At 47.6% G+C, this 21,141-nt stretch carries 24 protein-coding genes; 6 read left to right on the top strand and 18 right to left on the bottom strand.

Annotated features, from left to right (window positions below; all coding sequences use genetic code 11):
* Positions 1–14: 14 nt before the first annotated feature.
* The 5 genes from KNO87_RS07510 to KNO87_RS07490 all read right to left on the bottom strand — a co-directional run bounded on the left by KNO87_RS07510 (position 15) and on the right by KNO87_RS07490 (position 4,216).
* Positions 15–824: a purine-nucleoside phosphorylase gene (locus KNO87_RS07510; RefSeq protein ID WP_214740965.1), complete on the bottom strand. Its 810-nt coding sequence runs from the start codon at positions 822–824 to the stop codon at positions 15–17.
* A gap of 13 nt (positions 825–837) precedes the next feature.
* A complete protein-coding gene (deoB, locus tag KNO87_RS07505; protein ID WP_214794761.1) occupies positions 838–2,004 on the bottom strand; it encodes a phosphopentomutase in 1,167 nt (388 codons plus the stop codon).
* 23 nt (positions 2,005–2,027) lie between these two features.
* Positions 2,028–2,912, bottom strand: coding sequence for a site-specific tyrosine recombinase XerD (xerD, locus tag KNO87_RS07500; protein WP_214787632.1), 885 nt, complete (start codon positions 2,910–2,912; stop codon positions 2,028–2,030).
* 181 nt (positions 2,913–3,093) lie between these two features.
* The gene (fur, locus tag KNO87_RS07495) at positions 3,094–3,573 is read right to left on the bottom strand and encodes a ferric iron uptake transcriptional regulator (RefSeq protein ID WP_012726507.1); all 480 of its coding nucleotides are present in this window, start codon (positions 3,571–3,573) and stop codon (positions 3,094–3,096) included.
* Positions 3,574–3,685: 112 nt separating this feature from the next.
* Entirely contained in the window at positions 3,686–4,216 is a 531-nt protein-coding gene (locus tag KNO87_RS07490; protein ID WP_214787629.1) for an NUDIX hydrolase, read from the bottom strand.
* A 72-nt stretch (positions 4,217–4,288) separates the two neighbouring features.
* Between KNO87_RS07490 and KNO87_RS07485 the strand changes: the two genes are divergently transcribed.
* A complete protein-coding gene (locus KNO87_RS07485; RefSeq protein WP_214794759.1) occupies positions 4,289–5,119 on the top strand; it encodes an aldo/keto reductase in 831 nt (276 codons plus the stop codon).
* A 5-nt stretch (positions 5,120–5,124) separates the two neighbouring features.
* Here the strand turns inward: KNO87_RS07485 and KNO87_RS07480 are convergent, their stop codons facing one another.
* Positions 5,125–5,667, bottom strand: a complete 543-nt coding sequence (locus tag KNO87_RS07480) for a PadR family transcriptional regulator (RefSeq protein ID WP_214787625.1) — start codon at positions 5,665–5,667, stop codon at positions 5,125–5,127.
* A 129-nt stretch (positions 5,668–5,796) separates the two neighbouring features.
* On the opposite strand from KNO87_RS07480, the gene KNO87_RS07475 reads away from it, so the two are divergent.
* Entirely contained in the window at positions 5,797–6,111 is a 315-nt protein-coding gene (locus tag KNO87_RS07475) for a thioredoxin family protein (protein WP_012726511.1), read from the top strand.
* A gap of 134 nt (positions 6,112–6,245) precedes the next feature.
* Positions 6,246–6,566: a hypothetical protein gene (locus KNO87_RS07470; RefSeq protein ID WP_214794757.1), complete on the top strand. Its 321-nt coding sequence runs from the start codon at positions 6,246–6,248 to the stop codon at positions 6,564–6,566.
* Positions 6,567–6,582: 16 nt separating this feature from the next.
* Here the strand turns inward: KNO87_RS07470 and KNO87_RS07465 are convergent, their stop codons facing one another.
* The 9 genes from KNO87_RS07465 to KNO87_RS07425 form a co-directional block, all read right to left on the bottom strand.
* The gene (locus KNO87_RS07465; protein ID WP_214794755.1) at positions 6,583–7,509 is read right to left on the bottom strand and encodes an NAD(P)/FAD-dependent oxidoreductase; all 927 of its coding nucleotides are present in this window, start codon (positions 7,507–7,509) and stop codon (positions 6,583–6,585) included.
* Positions 7,506–8,087: a CDP-alcohol phosphatidyltransferase family protein gene (locus tag KNO87_RS07460; protein WP_214794753.1), complete on the bottom strand. Its 582-nt coding sequence runs from the start codon at positions 8,085–8,087 to the stop codon at positions 7,506–7,508. The genes KNO87_RS07465 and KNO87_RS07460 overlap by 4 nt, the downstream gene beginning before the upstream one ends.
* 1 nt (position 8,088) lies before the next feature.
* Positions 8,089–8,967, bottom strand: a complete 879-nt coding sequence (locus KNO87_RS07455) for an ABC transporter ATP-binding protein (RefSeq protein ID WP_214794751.1) — start codon at positions 8,965–8,967, stop codon at positions 8,089–8,091.
* Positions 8,964–9,671, bottom strand: a complete 708-nt coding sequence (locus tag KNO87_RS07450; protein WP_214794749.1) for an ABC transporter permease subunit — start codon at positions 9,669–9,671, stop codon at positions 8,964–8,966. Before KNO87_RS07450 ends, KNO87_RS07455 begins: the two co-directional genes overlap by 4 nt.
* Positions 9,668–10,441 (bottom strand): ABC transporter permease, encoded by a 774-nt coding sequence (locus tag KNO87_RS07445; protein WP_214794747.1) that lies wholly within the window; start codon positions 10,439–10,441, stop codon positions 9,668–9,670. The genes KNO87_RS07450 and KNO87_RS07445 overlap by 4 nt, the downstream gene beginning before the upstream one ends.
* Entirely contained in the window at positions 10,428–11,603 is a 1,176-nt protein-coding gene (locus KNO87_RS07440) for an ABC transporter substrate-binding protein (protein ID WP_214794745.1), read from the bottom strand. Before KNO87_RS07440 ends, KNO87_RS07445 begins: the two co-directional genes overlap by 14 nt.
* Before the next feature lie 14 nt (positions 11,604–11,617).
* Positions 11,618–12,361, bottom strand: a complete 744-nt coding sequence (locus KNO87_RS07435) for an SDR family NAD(P)-dependent oxidoreductase (RefSeq protein WP_214794743.1) — start codon at positions 12,359–12,361, stop codon at positions 11,618–11,620.
* The gene (locus KNO87_RS07430) at positions 12,358–13,332 is read right to left on the bottom strand and encodes an MBL fold metallo-hydrolase (protein ID WP_214794741.1); all 975 of its coding nucleotides are present in this window, start codon (positions 13,330–13,332) and stop codon (positions 12,358–12,360) included. Before KNO87_RS07430 ends, KNO87_RS07435 begins: the two co-directional genes overlap by 4 nt.
* A 108-nt stretch (positions 13,333–13,440) precedes the next feature.
* Positions 13,441–14,877: an NADP-dependent glyceraldehyde-3-phosphate dehydrogenase gene (locus KNO87_RS07425; RefSeq protein WP_214794739.1), complete on the bottom strand. Its 1,437-nt coding sequence runs from the start codon at positions 14,875–14,877 to the stop codon at positions 13,441–13,443.
* A gap of 222 nt (positions 14,878–15,099) precedes the next feature.
* Between KNO87_RS07425 and KNO87_RS07420 the strand changes: the two genes are divergently transcribed.
* Entirely contained in the window at positions 15,100–15,981 is an 882-nt protein-coding gene (locus KNO87_RS07420) for a chemotaxis protein CheV (protein ID WP_214794737.1), read from the top strand.
* Between the two features lie 36 nt (positions 15,982–16,017).
* On the opposite strand, the gene KNO87_RS07415 is transcribed toward KNO87_RS07420, so the two are convergent.
* Entirely contained in the window at positions 16,018–16,380 is a 363-nt protein-coding gene (locus KNO87_RS07415; protein ID WP_251126628.1) for an Hpt domain-containing protein, read from the bottom strand.
* Between the two features lie 155 nt (positions 16,381–16,535).
* Between KNO87_RS07415 and KNO87_RS07410 the strand changes: the two genes are divergently transcribed.
* On the top strand, positions 16,536–17,471 hold the full coding sequence (locus KNO87_RS07410; protein ID WP_214787597.1) for a magnesium transporter CorA family protein: 936 nt from the start codon (positions 16,536–16,538) through the stop codon (positions 17,469–17,471).
* 38 nt (positions 17,472–17,509) lie between these two features.
* On the opposite strand, the gene KNO87_RS07405 is transcribed toward KNO87_RS07410, so the two are convergent.
* A complete protein-coding gene (locus tag KNO87_RS07405) occupies positions 17,510–18,622 on the bottom strand; it encodes a PP2C family protein-serine/threonine phosphatase (RefSeq protein ID WP_214787595.1) in 1,113 nt (370 codons plus the stop codon).
* Positions 18,623–18,767: 145 nt separating this feature from the next.
* On the opposite strand from KNO87_RS07405, the gene ytzI reads away from it, so the two are divergent.
* Positions 18,768–18,959, top strand: a complete 192-nt coding sequence (gene ytzI, locus KNO87_RS07400; RefSeq protein ID WP_214787593.1) for a YtzI protein — start codon at positions 18,768–18,770, stop codon at positions 18,957–18,959.
* A gap of 15 nt (positions 18,960–18,974) precedes the next feature.
* On the opposite strand, the gene KNO87_RS07395 is transcribed toward ytzI, so the two are convergent.
* A complete protein-coding gene (locus KNO87_RS07395; RefSeq protein ID WP_214794733.1) occupies positions 18,975–21,101 on the bottom strand; it encodes a DNA topoisomerase III in 2,127 nt (708 codons plus the stop codon).
* Positions 21,102–21,141: the final 40 nt, after the last annotated feature.

Genomic DNA, 21,141 nt, shown 5'->3' with positions numbered 1-21,141 from the left:
TAGAAATAAGTTACTTACATACTTTTAATCGTGCCGCGAACGAGTGAAAGGAAGTCTTGACGAACACGTTCTGTCGTTTCAATGACTTCTTCATGGTTAAGTGGTTGATCTAAAATACCAGCTGCCATGTTCGATACACACGAAATCCCAAGGACGCGCATATCAGAGTGACGTGCAACGATGACTTCTGGGACCGTCGACATTCCGACGACATCGCCACCGAGAAGACGTGCCATTTTTACTTCGGCTGGCGTCTCGTAAGTCGGACCCGTGTTCCCGAAGTAAACCCCTTTTTGTACGGAGAGACCGAGGTCTGAAGCAACGCGCTCTGTCAATTTCACGAGTTCTTTATCATACGCTTCCGACATATCTGGGAAGCGCGTTCCGAATTCGCTCGCATTTTTCCCAATGAGTGGGCTCGTTCCGAAGAAGTTGATGTGATCTGTGATAATCATCAAATCTCCAGGGTTGAACGACTCGTTACAAGCGCCCGCAGCGTTCGTGACGATGAGTGTCTCGACACCAATCAATTTGAGGACACGAACCGGGAACGTCACTTGTTCCATCGAGTATCCTTCATAGAAGTGGAACCGTCCTTGCATCGCGACGACGCGCTTTCCTTCAAGTTCCCCGAACACGAGTTGTCCTGCATGTCCTTCGACGGTTGATACCGGGAAGTGCGGAATCTCCTCGTAAGGGATTGCAACCGGGTTCTCAATTTCGTCCGCAAGGACCCCAAGACCTGACCCGAGAATAAGTCCGATTTCTGGTGTATCACCCATACGCTCCTGCAAAAACGCTTTTGTTTCGTTCCAATTTACCATGAATGTTGCCTCCTCAAATTTCGTTTAAGAAACTCTTTCCGTTTGATGGTGTTTCAACGTCAAAGTTGTCAGCCACTGTCGCACCGATATCTGCGAACGTAGCACGAATGCCTAAATCAACTGCTTTCGCTCCATTGTGATGAACGATGAGCGGGACGTATTCACGTGTGTGATCAGTTCCAGCGTGTACTGGATCGTTCCCATGGTCCGCAGTGATGATGAGTAAATCGTCTTCACGAAGACGTTCCATTACTTCTGGTAGACGAGCATCGTATTCTTCAAGGGCAATCGCATAGCCTTCAGGATCACGACGATGACCGAACAAAGCGTCAAAGTCTACCAAGTTCAAGAAGCAAAGTCCTTCGAAGTCTTCCTCGAGGGAATCGACCAACTTGTCCATCCCGTCCATGTTCGATTTCGTACGGATTGCTTTCGTCACGCCTTCGCCATCGTAGATATCACTGATTTTGCCGAGGGCGATCACATCTTTCCCTGCTTCTTCAAGCGTGTTCATGACTGTCTTACCAAAAGGTTTGAGTGCGTAGTCATGACGATTTGCCGTACGTACCCAAGCACCTGGCGTACCGATGAACGGACGAGCGATAATGCGGCCGAGCATATATGGATCTTCACGTGTGATTTCACGCGCGTATTCACAAATCCGGTACAACTCGTCGATCGGCACGATTTCTTCATGTGCAGCGATTTGTAGAACCGAGTCTGCAGATGTATAAACGATGAGCGCACCTGTCTCGACATGTTCTTCGCCGAGCTCGTCTAAGATAGCTGTCCCCGATGCCGGTTTGTTCCCGATCACTTTACGGCCACTGAACTCTTCAAGACGATGAATTAAATCATCCGGAAACTCTTCAAAGACACGGAACGGTGTCTCGATATGAAGGCCCATGATTTCCCAGTGACCTGTCATCGTATCTTTACCAGCCGAGATTTCTTCCATACGACCGTATGCACTCGGTGTCTCCGATGCGTCGATCCCTTGAATCGGCTTTATGTTCGCGAGTCCGAGTTTTCCCATGTTCGGCATGTTCAACCCGTTATGCTCACGAGCGATATGTCCGAGCGTGTCCGCCCCTTTGTCACCGAACTGTTCGGCATCCGGTGCTTCACCGATCCCAACCGAGTCCATGACGACTAAGAATATACGTTTAAACTTCTTCACAAAAAATTCCTCCTTTTCGGTGTCTAGGCACGAGGGTGATGCTTGCGATACACATCATGTAACCGCGACTTATTGACGTGTGTGTACACTTGCGTCGTCGCTAAATCCGCATGACCGAGCATCTGTTGAATGGCACGTAAGTCCGCACCGTTCTCGAGTAAGTGTGTCGCAAAGGAATGACGGAGTACGTGAGGTGTGATCTCCTTGTCGATTCCAGCAAGCTTGGCACGTCGTTTGATCATCTTCCAAAATCCTTGACGACTGAGCCGTCCTCCTCTGCCGTTTAAAAAGAGCGCTTCGGTTTCTCTGCCGCCAAGACCGTTACGAGCTTGTTGAATATATCGCTCGACAAACCCTTGCGCGACGGACGAGACCGGAATGATTCGAGCGCGCTCGCCTTTCCCTTCACATTGTAGATACCCCAATTCGAACTGCAAATCATCCAAATCAAGACCTAAAAGTTCACTGACCCGCATTCCTGTCCCATATAGTAGCTCGAGCATCGCCCGGTCTCGAAGCGAGAGCGGATCGGATGTCGGTACACTATCCAAGAGACGTTCTACTTCCCCTTGCGACCAAGTATCGGGAAGGTGTTTCTCTGCTTTTGGCGACTCTAGATAAAGAGATGGATCGGTCGTTGTGACCCCAGTCATTTTTAGATGATGATGGAACATCCGGATTGAACTGACGGCCCGTCTTAACGACGACGAGGCACGACCAGCCTGTGACAGTTCTTCGATATGTTTGACGATATGGGAACGCGTCACATCGTTCCAATCTTCCACCCCCAACTGGGTCAAGGTCGATGCGTACTGCGTCAAATCGCTCGCATACGCCTGTCTCGTGTTTGCGGACATCCGCTTTTCAACCGTCATGTACTGAAGAAATGACTCGATATGCGAACGCATCATACCCTCCTCCTTCCTCGTTTCACCTGAATACGCTTACAGCATATCACTTATGTAAACTGTTGTGAAGATGTCTGACCTCATTTTTTAATCACTTTTTTGTGACAAAATAACCGTGACTATTTTTTCTTATGAGTACAACAAAAAACCATCCTCATTCAAGGATGGTTTGCATGTAAGATTAACCGTTGATGACTGCTTTATGACCTTCAAGCGTGACGCCTTTTGCTTGGCATACTTTACAGATGCCATGAAACGTCAAGCGATGGTCTTTAATGAGAAATTCGTATTTGCTCTCGACTTTTTTCTCGACATCGACGAGCAAGTCTTCCATGATTTCCTCGACCGATCCGCATTCAACACAGACGAGATGGTGGTGCGAATGATTCGCGCCTTCCGGACGCAAGTCAAAGCGTGCGACCCCGTCGCCGAAATTGACTTTATCCACGACACCAAGCTCGGTCAGTAACTCGAGTGTTCGATATACTGTGGCGAGTCCGATTTCTGGTGCGATGCTCTTGACGAGCATAAAGACGTTCTCCGCACTCAAATGGTCACTCTCATTCTCAAGTAAGATGCGAACCGTCGATTCACGTTGTGGTGTCAATTTATATCCTTTGGCGCTCAATTGCTGTTTAATTCGTTCAATTCGCGTTTCCATAAGGCGCCCCCTCTTTACATAGTTCACTACACAAAGCATACCGAAGTTTTAATCAATTTTCAATTTAAAATCATTACTATGTAAGTTTACCATATAAAAATTTAGATTAGAATTATTTTAATCTGGACAATTGCCACCATTGAATCGCCATGATTGTCTTCGCATCAGTGATGATCCCTCTGTCTAGCAAATCGACGACCTCATCAAAGCTATAACGTTTCACATTTAAAAATTCATCTTCATCTAAATTCATCTCGCCAGCTGATAATCCCTTTGCGACAAAGACATCGACGCGTTCACTGCAAAAACCTGGTGCCCCGTAGAAAGAAAAGATTTTTTCAAGCGACTCTGCCGAATATCCGGTCTCTTCTGCTAATTCACGTTCGGCACTCGCCACCGGATCTTCTCCCTTTTCGAGTTTTCCGGCAGGGATTTCAAGTGACATCGACTCGAACGCCTTACGATACTGCTCCACCATGACGATGTTGTCCGATTCATCGATGACGAGCACGGCGACGGCCCCATTGTGATAGACGAGTTCACGTACAGACGTGTTTCCATTCGGAAGGGAGACGACGTGCTTTTCCACATCGAAAATCTTACCTTGATAGATGACTTCCCGCTCAATCGTTTTTTCTTCCATATGATTACTCCTCACTTTTCGATATACTCTGATTATGAGTCAAACCAACATTTCGAACAAGGAGGAATCCATATGAGTGAACTCGGACTCGGAACGATGACGATTTTAAAGCATGGAGAGACTGAGGCGAAGAAAATTCTGGAGACTGCGATTCAGTCCGGTATTCGCCATATCGATACAGCAGATGTCTATGCACGACAAGCTGTCGAGCGCGTGATTGGGGAAACGTTAGGCCAGGAACGAAAACACCTTTTTTTAGCGAGTAAAGGCGGAAACGAACTGACCGAGGACGGCATGCGCTGGAATCCTAATCCATCCTACTTAGAGGAAGCGTTACACGGATCGCTCGAACGATTGCAAACAGATTACCTCGATTTATACTATATTCACGGCGGTACGCTTGAGGATGACCTCGACGCAACAATCGAATGGGCACAAAAACAAAAGCGCGATGGTCTCATCCGACAAATCGGACTCTCATCCATTCGACCGAATGTCATCAACCATTGGGTCGAGTCGGGTGCTCTCGATGTGCTCATGACGCCATACTCGCTTCTCGACCGACGTCCAGAAACGCTCGAGACATCGATTCCTATCGTTGGTCGTGGTGTCCTTGCCAAAGGACTTTTGACAGATGAATGGGAGACGCGTCTTGGTGATAAAGGATTCGAGGCGTGGCGAAAAGAGGAACTCGAAAGCGAACTGGCGATGATGCCTAAACCGATTCAGGCGTATGCGCTCGAAGCCGCAACACGATTCTGTGACGTCGTCTTACCGGGTGCCTCTTCAGTCAAGCAGTTGAACGAGACGATTCGCGCATTCGAGACTGAAGTCGATGAAGAAGTGCTAGACCGACTACTCGCCCGTCTACCGATTCATCCTTATACAAAACACGTGACCTGATTTGTTCAGGTCACGTGTTTTTCATTACGCGCTTTAATCTGTTCAATCGCCCAGTCTGCCCATCCGGCATAGTTTTCCATCATCCGAATCGCATATTCACTCGTTAACAAATAGCCGAGCGTATCTTCATCGGATTGATGTTCTTCCTGAAACATCCGAATTTGTTGAGCGACTTGTTCGTGATGGGCTTTTGTCTCTTCGATATATCGAACCGCTTCTTCGACCGGTAACAATTGAAGCAAACTGACTCGCAACAGATTCTCATCTTTCATTTTTGGTTGAAACGATGTCGGTTGACGAAGCCAATTGATCAACTCTTCACGTCCTTGATCCGTGATCGAATATATTTTCTTATCTGGCAACTCCTGTTGCGAAATATGCTCCGCTGAGACAAGTGCATCTTCTTCCATCTTTAACAGTTCCCGATAAATCTGTGTATGATGTGCGTTCCAAAAATGAATCATCTGCGCCTTGAACGTCGCGTTCAGGGCGTACCCGGTCGCAGGCTGATGGGTCAATAACCCGAGCAATGCGTGACGTAACGCCATATCCATCACCTTTTCCTTATCATGCTATTTTTATAAGTGTATCACATTCTTCTATGGATTCGAGAATGCCAATCTGTTGACGACTCGTTTAAAACCCGACAAAATAGATAGAAGAAAGGAGAGTTGTCTATGCAACCGATTCATTCATCACAACAATTTGACGAAGCTACTAAAGATCATGGAATGGTGGTCTTCACCACATCATGGTGCCCGGACTGCAAACGTCTGGACATGTATGTTGACGAGCTCGTCAAAGACTATCCACAGTTTAACTGGCATGTCGTCGACCGCGACGAACTCCCAGAATTATCTGATGCACAAGAAGTTCGCGGCATCCCTTCACTTCTTTATTATAAAGACGGGGTAAAACAAGAACACCTCCACTCGGCGAACGCCAAGACGGAGATGCAAATCCGTTCATTCCTCGATACGATTCAAGCATGACCTAATTCCTGCAGACCATTCGGCTGCAGGATTTTTTGTACACGCATCTGTCATTCTCGATTATAATGTAAGAAATATCCAACCGAGAGTGGTGAATGAAAATGACAGGTACTCGCTTTTTCACAGGGTTATGTTTGACCATTTTGATGTTAACCGGTTGTATGCACCCATCGACTTCGTCATCTACATATTCTGATGATGAAGCGGACGCCATCAAAAGTGCCGTTTTATTTTTGGAGCAGATGGATTGGCTGCCGGTAAATGAAGATTCAAAACAAGCCACGATTCAATCGATCAAGGTCGATGATCGTTATGAGCTACTCGACTCACAATTTAAAGAAACACACGCTTGGCTCATCACATTTCCAACTGATTCGCAGCGCACGATTGAAATTCCACACGTGCTCGTCGATCCTGAATCAAACGAAGTGATCGGCTATTTGCCGAGTGAATGAAACATCTCACCATCCACTAATTATAATGACGCACATATCGCGAGTCGATGAATCGCTTCAAATAATATGGAAGTCGTCCATGCCACGTGAATCGTCCGAATGTCAACAATGCATGTCCTGATGTCGTCAATAAAATATTCAACGATTGACGCTTCCGAAAAGGTCGGGTCGTTTCACCGAGTAACCGCTTGGCGACATAACGCCCCGACCTGACAGCATCGACACCCCCATTCAAATTAGATGCCATGTCTCCGGTCACATAAATCGTTCTGAACTGGTCATGACGCAAATACGCATCCGTCTCGATGAACCTGTCTGGTTTTGCGAGTCCGGACTCAGCCCACCATTCTAGGGGAACAACACCAGTCGCATCTAGTAATAGTCCTTCTGATTCGTCACTTTGAAGCTGTTGTTTTACGACCATAATGCCTGACTTCACTAAAAGACGTTCGATTTGTTTTCTAGTGTGAGTCGGCGCCTCTGGCAAGATCCGTTTTGCATATAGCGTCACGTTCTTCGTCCGAGCGCAAGTGAACGCCAATTCCACCCCGGCCTTCCCCCCACCGACGATTGTCACTTCCTGACTCAAATCGATGCGTTCGAGTAGAGCTTGTGTCATCGGTTTAAGTGGTGTCCCAATTCCCCTGCTTTTTGCACCCGTCGCGAGCACGAGTTGATCGTAGTGAATCGCCCCCTTTTCCGTTTGTACGGTCTGCTCGCGAGGATCAATCGAGATGACTCGTTCTGCGACCGGTTCAAGTTGAGGTGGCCTCACAGTGGCGGTCGGCATCAGTTTCGCAATGACTTGTGGAAACGCACCGGTATACACCGTCTGTCTTCCTCCGATGAATCGAACTTCGTAGTGCTCTTGAATCTCCTCTAAACGATCAAGAATCTCAAGTTGACCGTGACCAAGTCCTGCCAACACTAATGTTGGTTTCATCGCAAAATCCTCCGCGCCTCAATGAAACGTTGTGTAATCGTCATCACTTCAAGCAACAAAAAGATGAGTGCGATTCCACCAACCCAGTTCGGGAAGAGAATCATCAATGTGAATAAGATGAAACATTCTGTTCGTTCGATGATTCCTGGTTGATAATAAAACGTCTTTTCCGATTTCCTTGAACTACTTGCCCCGACAGCTAAAAATAGTGTCATCGCAATGACGAACGAGGCAATCAATATTAGAAAGATTGGCATATATTCCGGGTAACGAAGTGCGAGGGCAATCACGACCGATAGTTCGACAAACCGGTCTAACACGAGGTCGAGTACCGTTCCAAAACCACTCGTTTTAGATTTTCGGGCCATCGTCCCGTCTAATACATCAAACAAACCAGAGAGCCACAATAAGATGACGGCAGTCCAGTGCATGTCATTATAAATAAAGATTCCTGTTGAGACTCCTATCATTCCACCAAGGATTGTCACTTCATTCGGTGTAAAGTTCCACTTGAGCAGTCGATCCGCCCCTCGTTCTATGACAGGTTGTACGTAACGACTTCCGTACGTATCGAGCATATTATCCCTCCTTTCGTTTGATTCGATACATCATTCCGATTTGGAACGATTCTTCCGTCGATAACATGACCGACCGTCCATCCTCAAAATGATATTCACCGAAGCACTGACCGAACCGATAAATTTTTTTCATCAGTTGCACCGGTTCACCGGCCGTTTCAGATACTTCGACTTCAGCCAACGGACGCAGTTCGCCCTCAAGCATCACAAAATCTCCGAAGCCAGGTGCGGTGTCGTATAATTGCTCGACTGTTCCTGTCCTCGTCACTTCGCCTGATTCGAGTAACGTCACTCGGTCTGCCATGAGCATCGCCTCTTCCCGGTCATGGGTGACCAGAATCGCTGTGAGTTTGAGTTCTTTCACTAAATCACGAATAAAGCGCTGCAGGTCGACTTTTAATTTTGGGTCTAAGTTTGTGAACGGTTCATCCAGTAAAAGAAGTTCTGGTTCTGCCGCTAGCGCTCGCGCGAGACTGACGCGTTGCTGCTCGCCACCAGACAGTTCGTGTATCTCGGCATCGTAACGGTCACCAAGGCGAACGACTTGTAACCACTCTTCTGCTTGTTTACGTGAACGGCTACGTGTCGCGAGCGTGACATTTTCTCCTACCGTCAGATGAGGAAACAACAAAGCAGACTGCGATAGCATCGTCACGCGTCGCTTGTGTGCCGGGATATTAAGCAAAGATCGATTATTCCACAATACGTCTCCCCCATCAGTCGTCTCTAACCCTGCGATAATTCGTAAAATCGTCGACTTGCCTGAGCCACTCACCCCGACAATTGCATGAATATCATGAGGCTGAACCTCAAAATCGACACTATCTAGTATTTGTCTTGTTCCAAATTGTTTCCGTATCGCTATTACATTCAAACTCATTGCAGACGTCCTTTCAGCATGCGCACCATCCACCGACTCCATCCTGAGAGCAGGAAGTAGATCAATACGGGGAAAAAGATGAGCATCCATGTGTTTGAGAGCGCGAGGCTCAGATTGTTTCCGGCATAAGATTGATATAGTTCTGTCGTCACCGTCGGAATCAACCCAGCGCCAATCAGCTGGATGAGCGCAAATTGGCTTAGCAAAATGACGGTCGTGAATAAGGCGATTGTTCTCATTGTTCGAGAAAAGAGCGGAAACAACACGTAAATGAAGCGTCGTCTCATCGGCAATAATTGTGCCTGTTCTAAAAGTGGACGACCGATGACGGCCATTCCGTTATAGGCAAGACGAATCGAATAGGGTAACGTCACGACGAGCAAGCCAAGCGAGACACCGATATACGTTCCAATCAGTCCAGCTTCTGCCAAGATGAGATACAGACCAAATAGTGTAGCAAGCATCGGAATGAACAACGGTAAAAATACAAGCCATTCCAAAATATACCGCCATTTCGATTCTGTCCATAAGAGCCACCAGGCAAATGCCGTCGCGAGCCACACGTTGATCGCGGATAATAGGACGATTAGTCCAATCGAATGAAAAATGGCTTCTCTGTTTTCAAATTCGATCGCCGGAATCGCTAAAAACAGACTGACGAATGGGATTAAGACCAGTGAGATGATGAGCACTTGACGAATCATCGTCTCACCCCCCGTTCAATCCGTCTCCGAACGGATGCGGTGAAGAAGTAAGTCGTGAATACGCCGATTCCGACTAGACATGTCCACACGAGCGCTACCGCGTATGGCTCGGTCGCCTCCAAATATAGTCCCGTAGACAGTCGTTCATATGCGAGCACGCCAAGTAGTTTCGGATAGGTCACACCAAGTAATGCCGGCACCTCGTATGCGAACGAGATAAAGGCGACTAGAATCCATGTCGAATCGAGCAACGGTTTAATCAAAAACGGGAGCTCCCCATGTTTAAACTGGTCAAGTGGTGAGAGTTGGAGTGTCTTCGCCGTCTCTACATAACTCCGATTCAACTGTTCATACGTCCCGAGCATCATTAGGAAAACAAACGGTGTCTCCTTCCATATGTACGTGAGGATGACCGTCGCATAATTTCGCTCGTTCGCTTCAATCCAGCCGATACCGCCCGACCCGCTAAACAATAGCCAAAACAAATAGGCAGCTGCGATATGTGGGACGAACATCGGGACTTTCAGTATGGTCGATGTGAGGTGCCATCCCTTTTTAACGACCGTTCGCGCGAACCACGTTCCGAGGATGAGTGATAGGACTGTCGACACACTGACGACATAAAATGTCGTGAATAGGCTATCTCGCCACGTCTCATCCGACAACAGCACGCGCCAATCCGTCCCGATCGATTCGACCCCTAAAAAGACGAGGGCGGCGAGTGGCAAAAGGGATACGAGAATTGTTAACGCGACACTACTTCGCAACACGTGGCCATTCCTCGCGGACGGTATCGATCACGTCTGGTCCGTAATCTGGAATCGAACGTTCGAGTAACTGTTCTGGATCCGGATACGTCACGCCATCTCCAAGTTCTTCGAACGCTTGCTGGTCTCGCTCGTCAAGCTTCGTCAAATCGAGCGATGTCCCATCTCCCCAATAGTCAGGTCCTTGTTTGACGAGCTGTGCTTCAGGCGACAATAATTCTTGAATGAGGACGAGTGCCCCATCCGGATTAGGAGCATTGAACGGGATTGCCAAAAAGTGCGTCGAGGCAATCGAGTGATCTAAGACGAGGGCACGTGTCTCTTTCGGGAAGATGCCTTCCTTCACTTCCGCTTCGGCTCGGCGCTCATTGAATCCCATCGTCATCCAAACATCTCCGGATGCATATAACTGATCGAGTTGCTCGAGCGTCTTCGGATACGTCTGTCCTTCTTTCCATAAGTTCGGTGACCAAGCTTTCAAGTCATCCCAGAACGACTCCTCAATGGTTGCATTTTTGTCTAACTCATCTCCATAACGTTCATATAAAAGATGGCGAACGAATGCATTGCCGGTGAAATCGGTGACTTCAGGATACGTGAAACGACCTGGGTTGTCTTCGGTCCAGCGACGTAATTCTTCAAACGATTCCGGAGGATCATCGACTTTCGCTGCGTCATAATGCAAGATAAACTGTACATTTCCCCATGCGAGTTCCAAATCATCCGTCGGCGTGCCGGCATCTGATTGTTGAGCCGTCTCATTCAACAATTTGGCGTTTGGGATACGTTCCATCAATCCGTCACGCAAAAGTTTAGCTTCTTTCGCATTTCGGAAATTATCGCCATTAATCCAGACGACATCGATCGTCCCGACCTCTCGATCCGCTTTTTGATCGAGTGAGAGCTGTCGAATGAATTCGGCCGTATCCATCGCGACACGATTCAATTCGACTTCATAAGATTCCTCAAGGCGAGGGGCGACGTAGTCATCAATGTAGCTGTTAATTCCCTCGTCTCCACCCCACATATATAGATTGACGGTCGACCCTTTTGCGGACTCGGTCGCCGCTTCAAATGAGTCCGAGAACTCGACCTGTTCTTCATTCCCACATGCTGCAACAAACGCGAGCATACACGTTGCGAGCAAGATTCTCCATTTCTTCATCGTTCTCCCCCTTTTTACTTTTTCTCAAATCCCCGTTTTGCGAGCATTTCGAACATGTTTGGGCAGATTGCGTACACATTCGCCCCAACGTTCATCCACCAAGGGGCATTAATTTCGCGTTTACGTTTGCGACTCCCGTTGACGATTGCGTCTGCCAAGCGCTTCGGATCGAGCATAATACCTTGAACACTATGGGCATATGTACCACTCTTATCGGCTCGATCGAAGAACGGCGTGGCAATCGGTCCCGGGTTGACGGTCATGACATGGATTCCACGTGGCTTCAATTCTAATCGCAATGCATTCGAGAATTGCAAGAGTGCTGCCTTTGAACCGGCGTAGACGGCGGACTTCGGTGTCGGCACTTTCCCTGCTTGCGAACAAATATTTACGATGACGCCTCCACGCTCTAACACATTGGCAGCATCTCTCGACAATAGCATCGGGGCGACCGCATTTACACGCATCGTCTCTTCCATCACATCGGTTGATTGATCCGTTACGAAATCAAATTCGGCCATCCCTGCATTGTTGACCCATACATCAAACTTCCCGATTCGTTCGATTACCTCATTTACGAGAGCTTCCGACTTCGTGACATCTGCGCATATCCAGTCTCCCTCGCACGTCGTCGCAATCGTTTTTAATCGATCTTCATTTCTTCCAATCAACAATACGTTATATCCTTGTTCATAAAAAGAATGCGCCAATGCGGCACCGAGCCCGCTTGACGCACCTGTAATGACTACCCGTTTCATGACATCGCTTCTTTCTTTGTATAAATCCATTTTTGGTTATCTCGACGCCTTTCGATGTCGCCACGTTCCTCAAGTAAACTGAGTCTTGCGAACACTTCGCTAAAGACAAGCGGCAAACCGCTTCGCATCTTTCTTCCATATAATTTCATCGACCAGTCAAACACACTGAGACCATCTTCCCAATCGGCGAGCAATTGTTCACTTCGCTCATACCGCTGACGAATTCGACTCTCAATCAAATCGTTCGGATGATGAATCGGTTCACCGTGCCCACTGACGACAAGTTTTAAATCGATTCCGCGCAATTTTTTGAGCGAATCGATATAGAGAATGACCGGTGAGGCAAATCCTTCATCATCATATGGCTGTTCGATGAGGGGATTCGGTTCGACTTTATCAATCAAGTGATCTCCCGCGATTAAGACTCCACCAGGACCTATCAGCCCGAGCTGGTCGCTCGCATGTCCCGGCAAATGGATTGTCTGCCACGCCCCGTCCGATGTCACGGCTTGTCCGTCACTGAATGTCATCGTGACGGTCGTCGGTCCGATCCAACGTAACGCTTCCCGATAATCTGGCAATTTTTCCACGAGTTGCTCTGGTGCGCCGAACGAGAGGGCCAGTTCATGTAAAAAGTGGTTGCCCCGCTTTAAAAAATTTGGGGTCTGTTCTAAGTATCGAACGAGCTTCTCGTGCCCGTACACGGGAATTGATGCGTCGCGAAGTCGCCACGCCTGCCCTGCATGATCGGCATGATGATGTGTCAAAAATAAAAAGTCGATGTCAGACAACGATAGTTCAAGCTCTTCAAGTTGCTGATTCAATGATGTCCACGCTTCTTCCGTATCTGGTCCACAGTCGACCATAAAAAAGCGGTTCATATGTTCAACGATATATACGTTCACGTTTCCAACTTCGAACGGTGTCGGAATATCGAGTCTTGCCAGTTGGCTTGAAATCCAGTCCGCCACGTCATCACCATCCCTTCTTCCTGTCTTTCTCCATTATACCCGTCTGAAAGATGCGTTTTCAATCAAACAAAAAAGAGGGGGATGTCTCCCCCTCACGAAATTTGATTCTTATAGGTTGATGACCGTCACTTTGTCACGCGTCATCGTCTCGAGGCTACGTCCAATCCCTTGAACGCCGAGTCCCGATTGTTTCACACCGATGAACGGGAAGTGGTCTGGGCCACGTTCTGTGCGCCCGTTCACTTGGACCGTACCGACTTCTAACTTGTCAGCAACAGTGAAGGCGCTGTTCACGTTTTGTGTGAAGACACTCGCTTGAAGACCGAACTCAGATTCGTTCGTCAATTCAATCATCTCGTCGAGTGATTTCACTCGGATGACAGGAAGGACTGGTCCGAACGGTTCTTCCCAGGCGACACGCATGTCTGTCGTCACGTGATCGAGCAATGTCGGATAAATAAGGTTTCCTTCACGTTCGTTCCCGTGAACGACCGTCGCCTTTTTATTGACCGCATCGTCAATCAAACCTTGAACGTAATCCGTCGTCTTCGCATCGACTAAAGGAACGATGAAGCTGTTCTCTTCAGGAGATCCGACTGAAAGTTTCGCGACGCGTTCTTTCAACATAGCGACAAGTTCATCTGCTTGTTCTTCAAGAACGAATACACGCTTGATCGCTGTACAACGTTGACCTGAATATGAAAACGCACCACTGACGATTTGATCTGCCGCGAGTGTCAAATCTGCATCTTCAAGGACAAGTGCAGGGTCTTTTCCACCGAGTTCGAGCACGACCGGTACCATAGATGCTTGTTGCGACAAGTGTTGACCTGTACCTGTTCCACCTGTGAATGTGATCATGTCAATCCCTGGGTGAGACGTCAAATAATCTCCGATGACCGAACCGCGTCCTGTCACGAGATTTAAGAGACCTTTTGGAAGTCCTGCATCATGAAGGGCTTCGACCATCTTGATTCCACTGATTGCACCTTGAGTTGCCGGTTTGAAGACGACCGCATTACCCGTGACGAGAGCCGGCGCAATTTTCGCCGCTGCCAAGTTGACCGGGTAGTTGAACGGTGAAATCGCGAGAACGACACCAAGTGCTTCTTTCTTGATGATGGCCATCTTGTTTTTCGAACCACCTGGGAACGAATCTCCTTGCATGAATCCACCGTTGAAACGAATACCTTCTTCCGCAGTGTAGCGGATGATTTCAGCTGTACGAACGACTTCTTTTTTTGCGTCGTTCAAGTTTTTCCCGACTTCTTGCATGATGATTTGACCGATCTCATCAACGCGTTCTTCGAGTTTTTCTGCCCATGCATACAACAATTCAGCGCGCTTGTTGACCGGAAGCGCCGCCCATTCTTGTTGTGCACGTTTTGCGCCATGAATGGCTTCGTCGACTTCGTCGCGTGACATCGCCTGAACGCGACCTACGACTTCGTCTTTATATGGTGAAACGAGTTCAATCGTCTCCTGACTTGAAGATTCCTGCCATTGACCATTCAATAAATATGGATATGTGTTCATACTCATCATCTCTATCTGCCTCCTGAGTAAGCTGTAATATCTCGTTGCCAACCCCATTGTATGCAGATTTTTTTGCATTGGACAACTATAACGATTCAGTTTATAAGATGTAAACGGTTACTATGAAACTTTTTGTGAATTCTGACGAGAGTTCGACAACTTTTCACTATAGATTTGATGCTTCGAGACCGATAGTAAAGAAGAGAGTACGTGAAATAGGAGGGACAACCATTGAGCACTGATCATAATATTTTACTTGAGGCTGGGACGAACGAACTTGAAATCGTCATCTTCCAAGCCGGACCGTTCTTATTCGGCATCAACGTCATGAAAGTACGTGAAATCATCACGATGCTTCCGTTGACACCTCTACCGGGTACACCAGAGGCAATTATGGGACTCATCGAATTACGTGGCGAGGTCATGACCGTCATCGATCTTCCGATGGTCATCAATCACCCACGTGAGGTCGGTAGTGACGATCGCTTGATCGTCTGTGAATTTAACGGCGAAAAATCAGTACTTCGTGTCGACCAAGTGACTGAGATTAAACGCATCTCGTGGGAGCAAATTGACACGCCTTCTGATCTTGCACGCGGCGTCCAAGGAATCACGAACGGTGTCGTCAAAACAGGTGACCAAATGATCATCTTACTCGATTATGAACGAATCGCACTCGAGCTTTCTCGTAAAGACATCATGGCCCGCGAATCCGTCAAACGCCTCGGTGCTCGTGAGCGATCGAACAAAAACATTTGGCTTGCTGAAGACTCTGAAATGCTCCGCTCCCTCATCCTCGATACGTTGGATGATGCGGGCTACTTCAATACGACCGTCTTCAACAACGGGAAGGAAGCGCTTGATGCGTTCGAACAAGATGGGGCGGAATGCGACCTTCTCATCACGGACATCGAGATGCCACAGATGGACGGACTCCATTTAACAAAACGCCTTCGGGAGATGGATCGTTATGCTTCCCTTCCGATTATCATCTTCTCTTCTCTCATCTCAGATGACTTGAAGCATAAGGGGGAGGCCGTCGGTGCCAACGCCCAAATCACGAAACCCGAAATCGGGATCTTGATTGCGACGCTCGACGAATTTGTAGGGTAACAAAAAAAGTTTGCGACTCCTCGGTCGCAAACTTTTTTACGTCAACTGTTCAAAATGATTGTTCCATTCAATTAAAAACCGCTTACTGTGTGACTCGATTGTCGCAAGGGTTTCATTTGCTCCATCAAGATGTGCATTCTCGCCCGCAACTTCAAGGTCATGAAAAAGAAGCGCTGTCTGTTCCAAGCCGACTGAATAAGACGCTCCTTTTAGTAAATGAGCGAGTTGTTCGACTTGTGAATAATCATTCGATTCAACAGCTGCTTGTAGTTCAGGATATTTCGCCTCGAACTGCTTAATATATGTGGTTGCAATTTTATTTAAAAATTCCATGTTTCCATTTGCGATTTGGTGGAGCTCCGCTAATTTATCTTCATTGAACAGAGCATCTTCGGGCATTCTTGTCAATGTAACCCCTCCTCAATAAACGATATCCAATCGTTCCCTTTCACTGTAACACGTTTTCGGGAGAAAACAAAAAAACTCCTGCTTTGGATTGCACTCTTCTTTTTGGCTACCTATAATAAGATTGAGTTAAGGTAGGAGGAAGATGCATGCTGACGATTTACCGTACTGACGCATCAGGCCATGTGGATGAAATCGAAGACTTTGATAAAGGAAGCTGGATTCAACTCGTGAATCCGACAAAAGATGAGGCCGATCAAGTCATCGAGGCGTCCGGCATTCCAGAAGACTTTGTATATGACCCACTTGATATTGAAGAAAAACCGCGTTTTGAAAAAGATGATGAAGGACTTCTAATGATCATTGACGTCCCATATGTGGAGGAAGATGATACAGGTCGAGCCTACAATACGATCCCGCTCGGTATCATCGTGACCGGACGACATTTCATCACCGTCTGCTCACGTGAGCTTGACGTCCTGAACTTGTTCGCAAACGGCAAAGCACGACTGTTCCGGACGAACTATCGAAGTCGTTTCGTCTTTCAAATTTTACATCGGGTAAGTATGACGTACTTACGCTTTTTGCGACAAATCGACCGGAGAATGGACGAACTTGAACAGGAACTACAACGTTCAATGCGAAACCAAGAAATCTTTCAATTGATGAATCTTCAGAAATCCCTCGTCTACTTCATGACATCTTTGAAAGCAAACGATAGCGTCTTAGACCGAATCGTCAAGACACCAAGTTTGGAGAAACATGAAGAAGATGAAGAACTGTTAGAAGACGTCTTCGTTGAACACCGCCAGGCTATGGAAATGGCATCGATTTATAACGACATCATTAGCATTAAGATGGAAGCATTCGGGTCAATTATCTCGAACAACGTCAACTTCGTCATGAAGTTCTTGGCGTCAATCACCATCGTCCTAAGTATTCCGACGATGATTTCTGGAATCTTCGGGATGAACGTGCAAGTCCCATGGGAAGGACAGCCGTTCGGTTTCATCATGGCGATTGCTATGATGATCGGATTTTCTGGTCTCGCCTTTTACATCCTATGGCGAAAGCGATATTTCTAACGAACAAGAGCCTGACGCATCATACGTCAGGCTCTTTCTTATGTGATTTTGACCGTGACGAGACAAAGGTCATCCTCAATTTCAATTTTCGGTACGAGTTGCTCTGCGACGTGACGGCTATAGTCGAGACCGTACGTGCCAACGTCCTTCTCAAGCCAACGAATCCCATCATCGATATCTTTGCTGTAACATTCCATCAGCCCGTCCGTGTACATGTGAAGTGTCATATCCGTCGTAATATCAATCTCTTTCGACTCATAGTTCGGTTCTTCAAACATGCCGACTGGTACGCCTGTCGTCTCAAGACGACAGTTGCCTTCTTTTGACGACACAATGACTGGGGGATGGCCAGCATTCACATATTCGATTCGACGCTTCGTTGTATCGATATAGCAATACACCGCTGTAAAATAACTATGCATATCATCACCTGAGAACAAGAACGTCATCTGACGATTTAACTCCGTCATGACGTCCACCGGATATTGCACATTTCCGACAAGTCCCGGTAAAATCGAACGAATTCCCATCGTGATGAGCGCTGAGGAGACGCCGTGTCCCATGACATCAAAGATGATGACACCATAACGGTCCGGTGCGACCTGGAACCATGCATACATATCCCCTGCCAATTTTTTTGATGGCAAATAGAGGGCACGTACGTCAATCTCTTCATTACTGATCGGTGGAGTAAGTGCACTTTGTTGAATTTTTTGCGCAAGATCCAAATCGTATTGAAGACGGGCCTCATAAATTTTCCGCTCGTCGACGGCCGCTTTATAGCGGAGAGCAGAGCGGATTCGCGCGAGTAGCTCCGTCACTTTGATCGGTTTCGTCGTATAATCTGACGCTCCTGCATCTAGTCCTTCTGCAATCTGCTTTTCATCTGTACGACCCGAAACCATAATGACTGGCATTTCTTCATAATCAGCCATCTGACGAATTCGTTTACATGTCTCAATCCCAGAAATTCCAGGCATCTCGACATCCAACAGGACGAGATCATACAGCGATGCGGCTTGTGGGGCCATCAATAAGTCGAGCGCCTCTTCCCCGCTCGAGACCGAGACCGTCTCATAGTCGTGTTGGTGAAGCAGTTGCTCGAGAACGAGTGTATTGACCGGTTCGTCATCCACAATCAAAATCGCCATGTCTATCCCTTCCTTCTCTACATAATGTTCTACATCGTATTGTACCATATCTTTTCATTTATCAGACGAAATTGCCGTTTGTTCATTCTAGTTGAAGAACTGGCTTACTATTTGGCATACTGAAGAGAGAAAGTGAGGGGTTCTTATGGCCTGGATATTTGCCGTCAGCGGCTTGATTATTTTACTCGTCCTCATCGCGTCCATCGTCGTCATCCAAAAAGGATATGCCTATAAAGATAACAAAGACGATATCGTTCTCGACTATGACGAAATCAATCGTCGCATCGAGGACGACCAGAAAAAAGAAACGACTGACAAAACAGAAGGGCCGCTCTAATTCGCGACCCTTCTTTTATTTGAACTCGAATCGTAACGTACCTTTTTCAAGATATAGAGAAGCATTGAACGTCTTCTCGCCTTTTTTAAACGTATGCACGTTCGATTGACCGCCATTGATCATTTGCTTCAACTCATCTTTGACGAGGCCTACGCCGAGCACCTGTTTCGAGACCGTGAAACGACAGCCTTCCCGGTAACCGCTGCAGCCGATGAACTTCGGATGTTCAACAAGGCCTTTACCACAATTCGGACAAACCCCGAACGACGCCTTCGGTCGAGTCGTCCCCTTCTTGCCGTAACGCTTCGCCTCAATCGTATAGCCTTCTGGGTTTGCCGCTTCGACCCGTGACTTTGCTTCTTCGACCAAATGAATCGACATCTTCTTGGCCTGTTCAATGAATTCAGCAGCAGATGCAGATGCCTGTCCGATTTCGTGAAGTCGTTTCTCCCATTTCGCTGTCATAACGGGCGATGCTAAAATACTGTCCCCAAGCACGTCAATCAGTAGACGACCTTTGTCTGTTGGGACGAGCTCTTTTTTCTGAAGTTGGACATAGCCCCGTTTCTTCAATCCATCGATAATGTTAGCACGTGTCGCCTCAGTGCCGAGACCTTCTACTTCTTTCATGATATGAATCAACTCTTCATCATCGAGCTGTTTTCCGGCGACCTTCATCGCCATAATGAGCGCCCCTTCGGTATACCGTTTCGGTGGCTCTGTCTGTTTCGACAACACTTCGACTTTCTTTTCTTTTACCTCTTCACCGAGAGTCAACGCCGGAAGTTCGACATCTTTTGATTTCATCTCGACGACTTGACGATAGCCGGGACTCACGACGACGGTCCCTTTTGCCCGATACATGTCGTTCCCATCAATCAAATCAACTGTCGTCTTCTCAAGCATCGCCGCAGGTGCAAATGCGGCAAGGAAACGTCGGTTGATCAAATCGTACAGTTTTGCCTCGTCTCCACTGAGTCGGGCGACGTCACCACATGCTTCAGTCGGAATGATGGCGTAGTGGTCACTAACCTTTTTCGCATTGACGTACCGACGATTCTTAGACGGGTCTTCGGTTAAGACATCGCGAAGTCCAGCATAGGCAGCAGACTTCAGTAGTCTCGCTTTCGTCTGAGGGAATAGCGTCGCTTCATCTGGAGTGACGAAACCTGAATCCGTCCGCGGGTAGCTGATCCAACCTTTCGTATAGAGCTTTTGAGCGATATCAAGCGTCTTTTTCGCCCCGAAACCGAACCGTTTTCCCGCTTCGGCTTGAAGCCCGGATAAACTGAACCAAAATGGGGGGTGCTCCACTTTTTCTTCTTTATCAATCGTTTTCACGATTGCGGTTCCAGAAGCGCGTTTGACGACCGCGTCTGCTTCCTCACGTGTTTTTAACTTCGTCGTCTTCCCGACTGTATATTTCGCTTTGAATGTGCCTCGACCTTTCGCGAGAGTCGCCTCGACTTCAAAGTACGGTTCTGGTACAAACTGCTTGATCTCGCGTTCGCGATTGACGATCAAGGCGAGTGTCGGAGTCTGAACACGACCGAGCGAGAACACGTCCTCAATTCCAATCGTTTTCAACAAGGTCGTGTACGCACGCGAGGCGTTCATTCCGACGAGCCAGTCGGCACATGCTCTGCTCATCGCTTCATGATAGTAAGGGACGGTTTGCTCACCCGGCAACAGTTGCGAGAATCCACGATCGACCGCTTGCTCCGTCAGACTCGAGATCCATAGCCGTGCTAACGGTTTATTGTTGCCTGCGAGTCGAAGAATTAAGCGAACAATCGCTTCTCCTTCCCTTTCAGCATCCGAAGCGATAATCACGTCTGTGATGGAACGGTCGTGTAACCATTTTTTTATGGCATAAAACGGTTTTGATTTTCCTTTTGAGATCCGATAATCAAAACGCTCTGGAACAATCGGAAGCGCCTCATATTTCCATGACTTCCATTCTGGACGATAGTGTGATGGTTCCTGTAGTTCGCACAGGTGACCGACCGCCCAGACGACGATTGCTCCTTCTGGGAAACGTGAGCAAGGTGAGATTTCAATCTCATCTTTTCTTTTTTTAGATGGGTAGGGAGCCGCCAACTTCTGAGCTTGTGATGGCTTCTCCGCGATGATTAGTCTCATAAGAACTCCTTACTTCGCCTTAAGTTTTATGGCAAGACGT

The sequence above is a fragment of the Exiguobacterium sp. s34 genome (assembly GCF_018617435.1).
GTDB classification, from domain to species: domain Bacteria; phylum Bacillota; class Bacilli; order Exiguobacteriales; family Exiguobacteriaceae; genus Exiguobacterium; species Exiguobacterium aestuarii.
Note: the sequence above shows the minus strand (reverse complement) of the source record. Positions and strands in the feature narration are given on the sequence as shown.

Bases quoted from the DNA above. Each gene is read 5' to 3' on its own strand.
- KNO87_RS07510 (WP_214740965.1), bottom strand. From the start codon at position 824: ATGGTAAATTGGAACGAAACAAAAGCGTTTTTGCAGGAGCGTATGGGT.
- xerD (WP_214787632.1), bottom strand. From the start codon at position 2,912: ATGCGTTCGCATATCGAGTCATTTCTTCAGTACATGACGGTTGAAAAG.
- fur (WP_012726507.1), bottom strand. From the start codon at position 3,573: ATGGAAACGCGAATTGAACGAATTAAACAGCAATTGAGCGCCAAAGGA.
- KNO87_RS07490 (WP_214787629.1), bottom strand. From the start codon at position 4,216: ATGGAAGAAAAAACGATTGAGCGGGAAGTCATCTATCAAGGTAAGATT.
- KNO87_RS07485 (WP_214794759.1), top strand. From the start codon at position 4,289: ATGAGTGAACTCGGACTCGGAACGATGACGATTTTAAAGCATGGAGAG.
- KNO87_RS07480 (WP_214787625.1), bottom strand. From the start codon at position 5,667: ATGGCGTTACGTCACGCATTGCTCGGGTTATTGACCCATCAGCCTGCG.
- KNO87_RS07475 (WP_012726511.1), top strand. From the start codon at position 5,797: ATGCAACCGATTCATTCATCACAACAATTTGACGAAGCTACTAAAGAT.
- KNO87_RS07465 (WP_214794755.1), bottom strand. From the start codon at position 7,509: ATGAAACCAACATTAGTGTTGGCAGGACTTGGTCACGGTCAACTTGAG.
- KNO87_RS07460 (WP_214794753.1), bottom strand. From the start codon at position 8,087: ATGCTCGATACGTACGGAAGTCGTTACGTACAACCTGTCATAGAACGA.
- KNO87_RS07455 (WP_214794751.1), bottom strand. From the start codon at position 8,967: ATGAGTTTGAATGTAATAGCGATACGGAAACAATTTGGAACAAGACAA.
- KNO87_RS07450 (WP_214794749.1), bottom strand. From the start codon at position 9,671: ATGATTCGTCAAGTGCTCATCATCTCACTGGTCTTAATCCCATTCGTC.
- KNO87_RS07440 (WP_214794745.1), bottom strand. From the start codon at position 11,603: ATGAAGAAATGGAGAATCTTGCTCGCAACGTGTATGCTCGCGTTTGTT.
- KNO87_RS07435 (WP_214794743.1), bottom strand. From the start codon at position 12,361: ATGAAACGGGTAGTCATTACAGGTGCGTCAAGCGGGCTCGGTGCCGCA.
- KNO87_RS07425 (WP_214794739.1), bottom strand. From the start codon at position 14,877: ATGATGAGTATGAACACATATCCATATTTATTGAATGGTCAATGGCAG.
- KNO87_RS07415 (WP_251126628.1), bottom strand. From the start codon at position 16,380: ATGCCCGAAGATGCTCTGTTCAATGAAGATAAATTAGCGGAGCTCCAC.
- KNO87_RS07410 (WP_214787597.1), top strand. From the start codon at position 16,536: ATGCTGACGATTTACCGTACTGACGCATCAGGCCATGTGGATGAAATC.
- KNO87_RS07405 (WP_214787595.1), bottom strand. From the start codon at position 18,622: ATGGCGATTTTGATTGTGGATGACGAACCGGTCAATACACTCGTTCTC.
- ytzI (WP_214787593.1), top strand. From the start codon at position 18,768: ATGGCCTGGATATTTGCCGTCAGCGGCTTGATTATTTTACTCGTCCTC.
- KNO87_RS07395 (WP_214794733.1), bottom strand. From the start codon at position 21,101: ATGAGACTAATCATCGCGGAGAAGCCATCACAAGCTCAGAAGTTGGCG.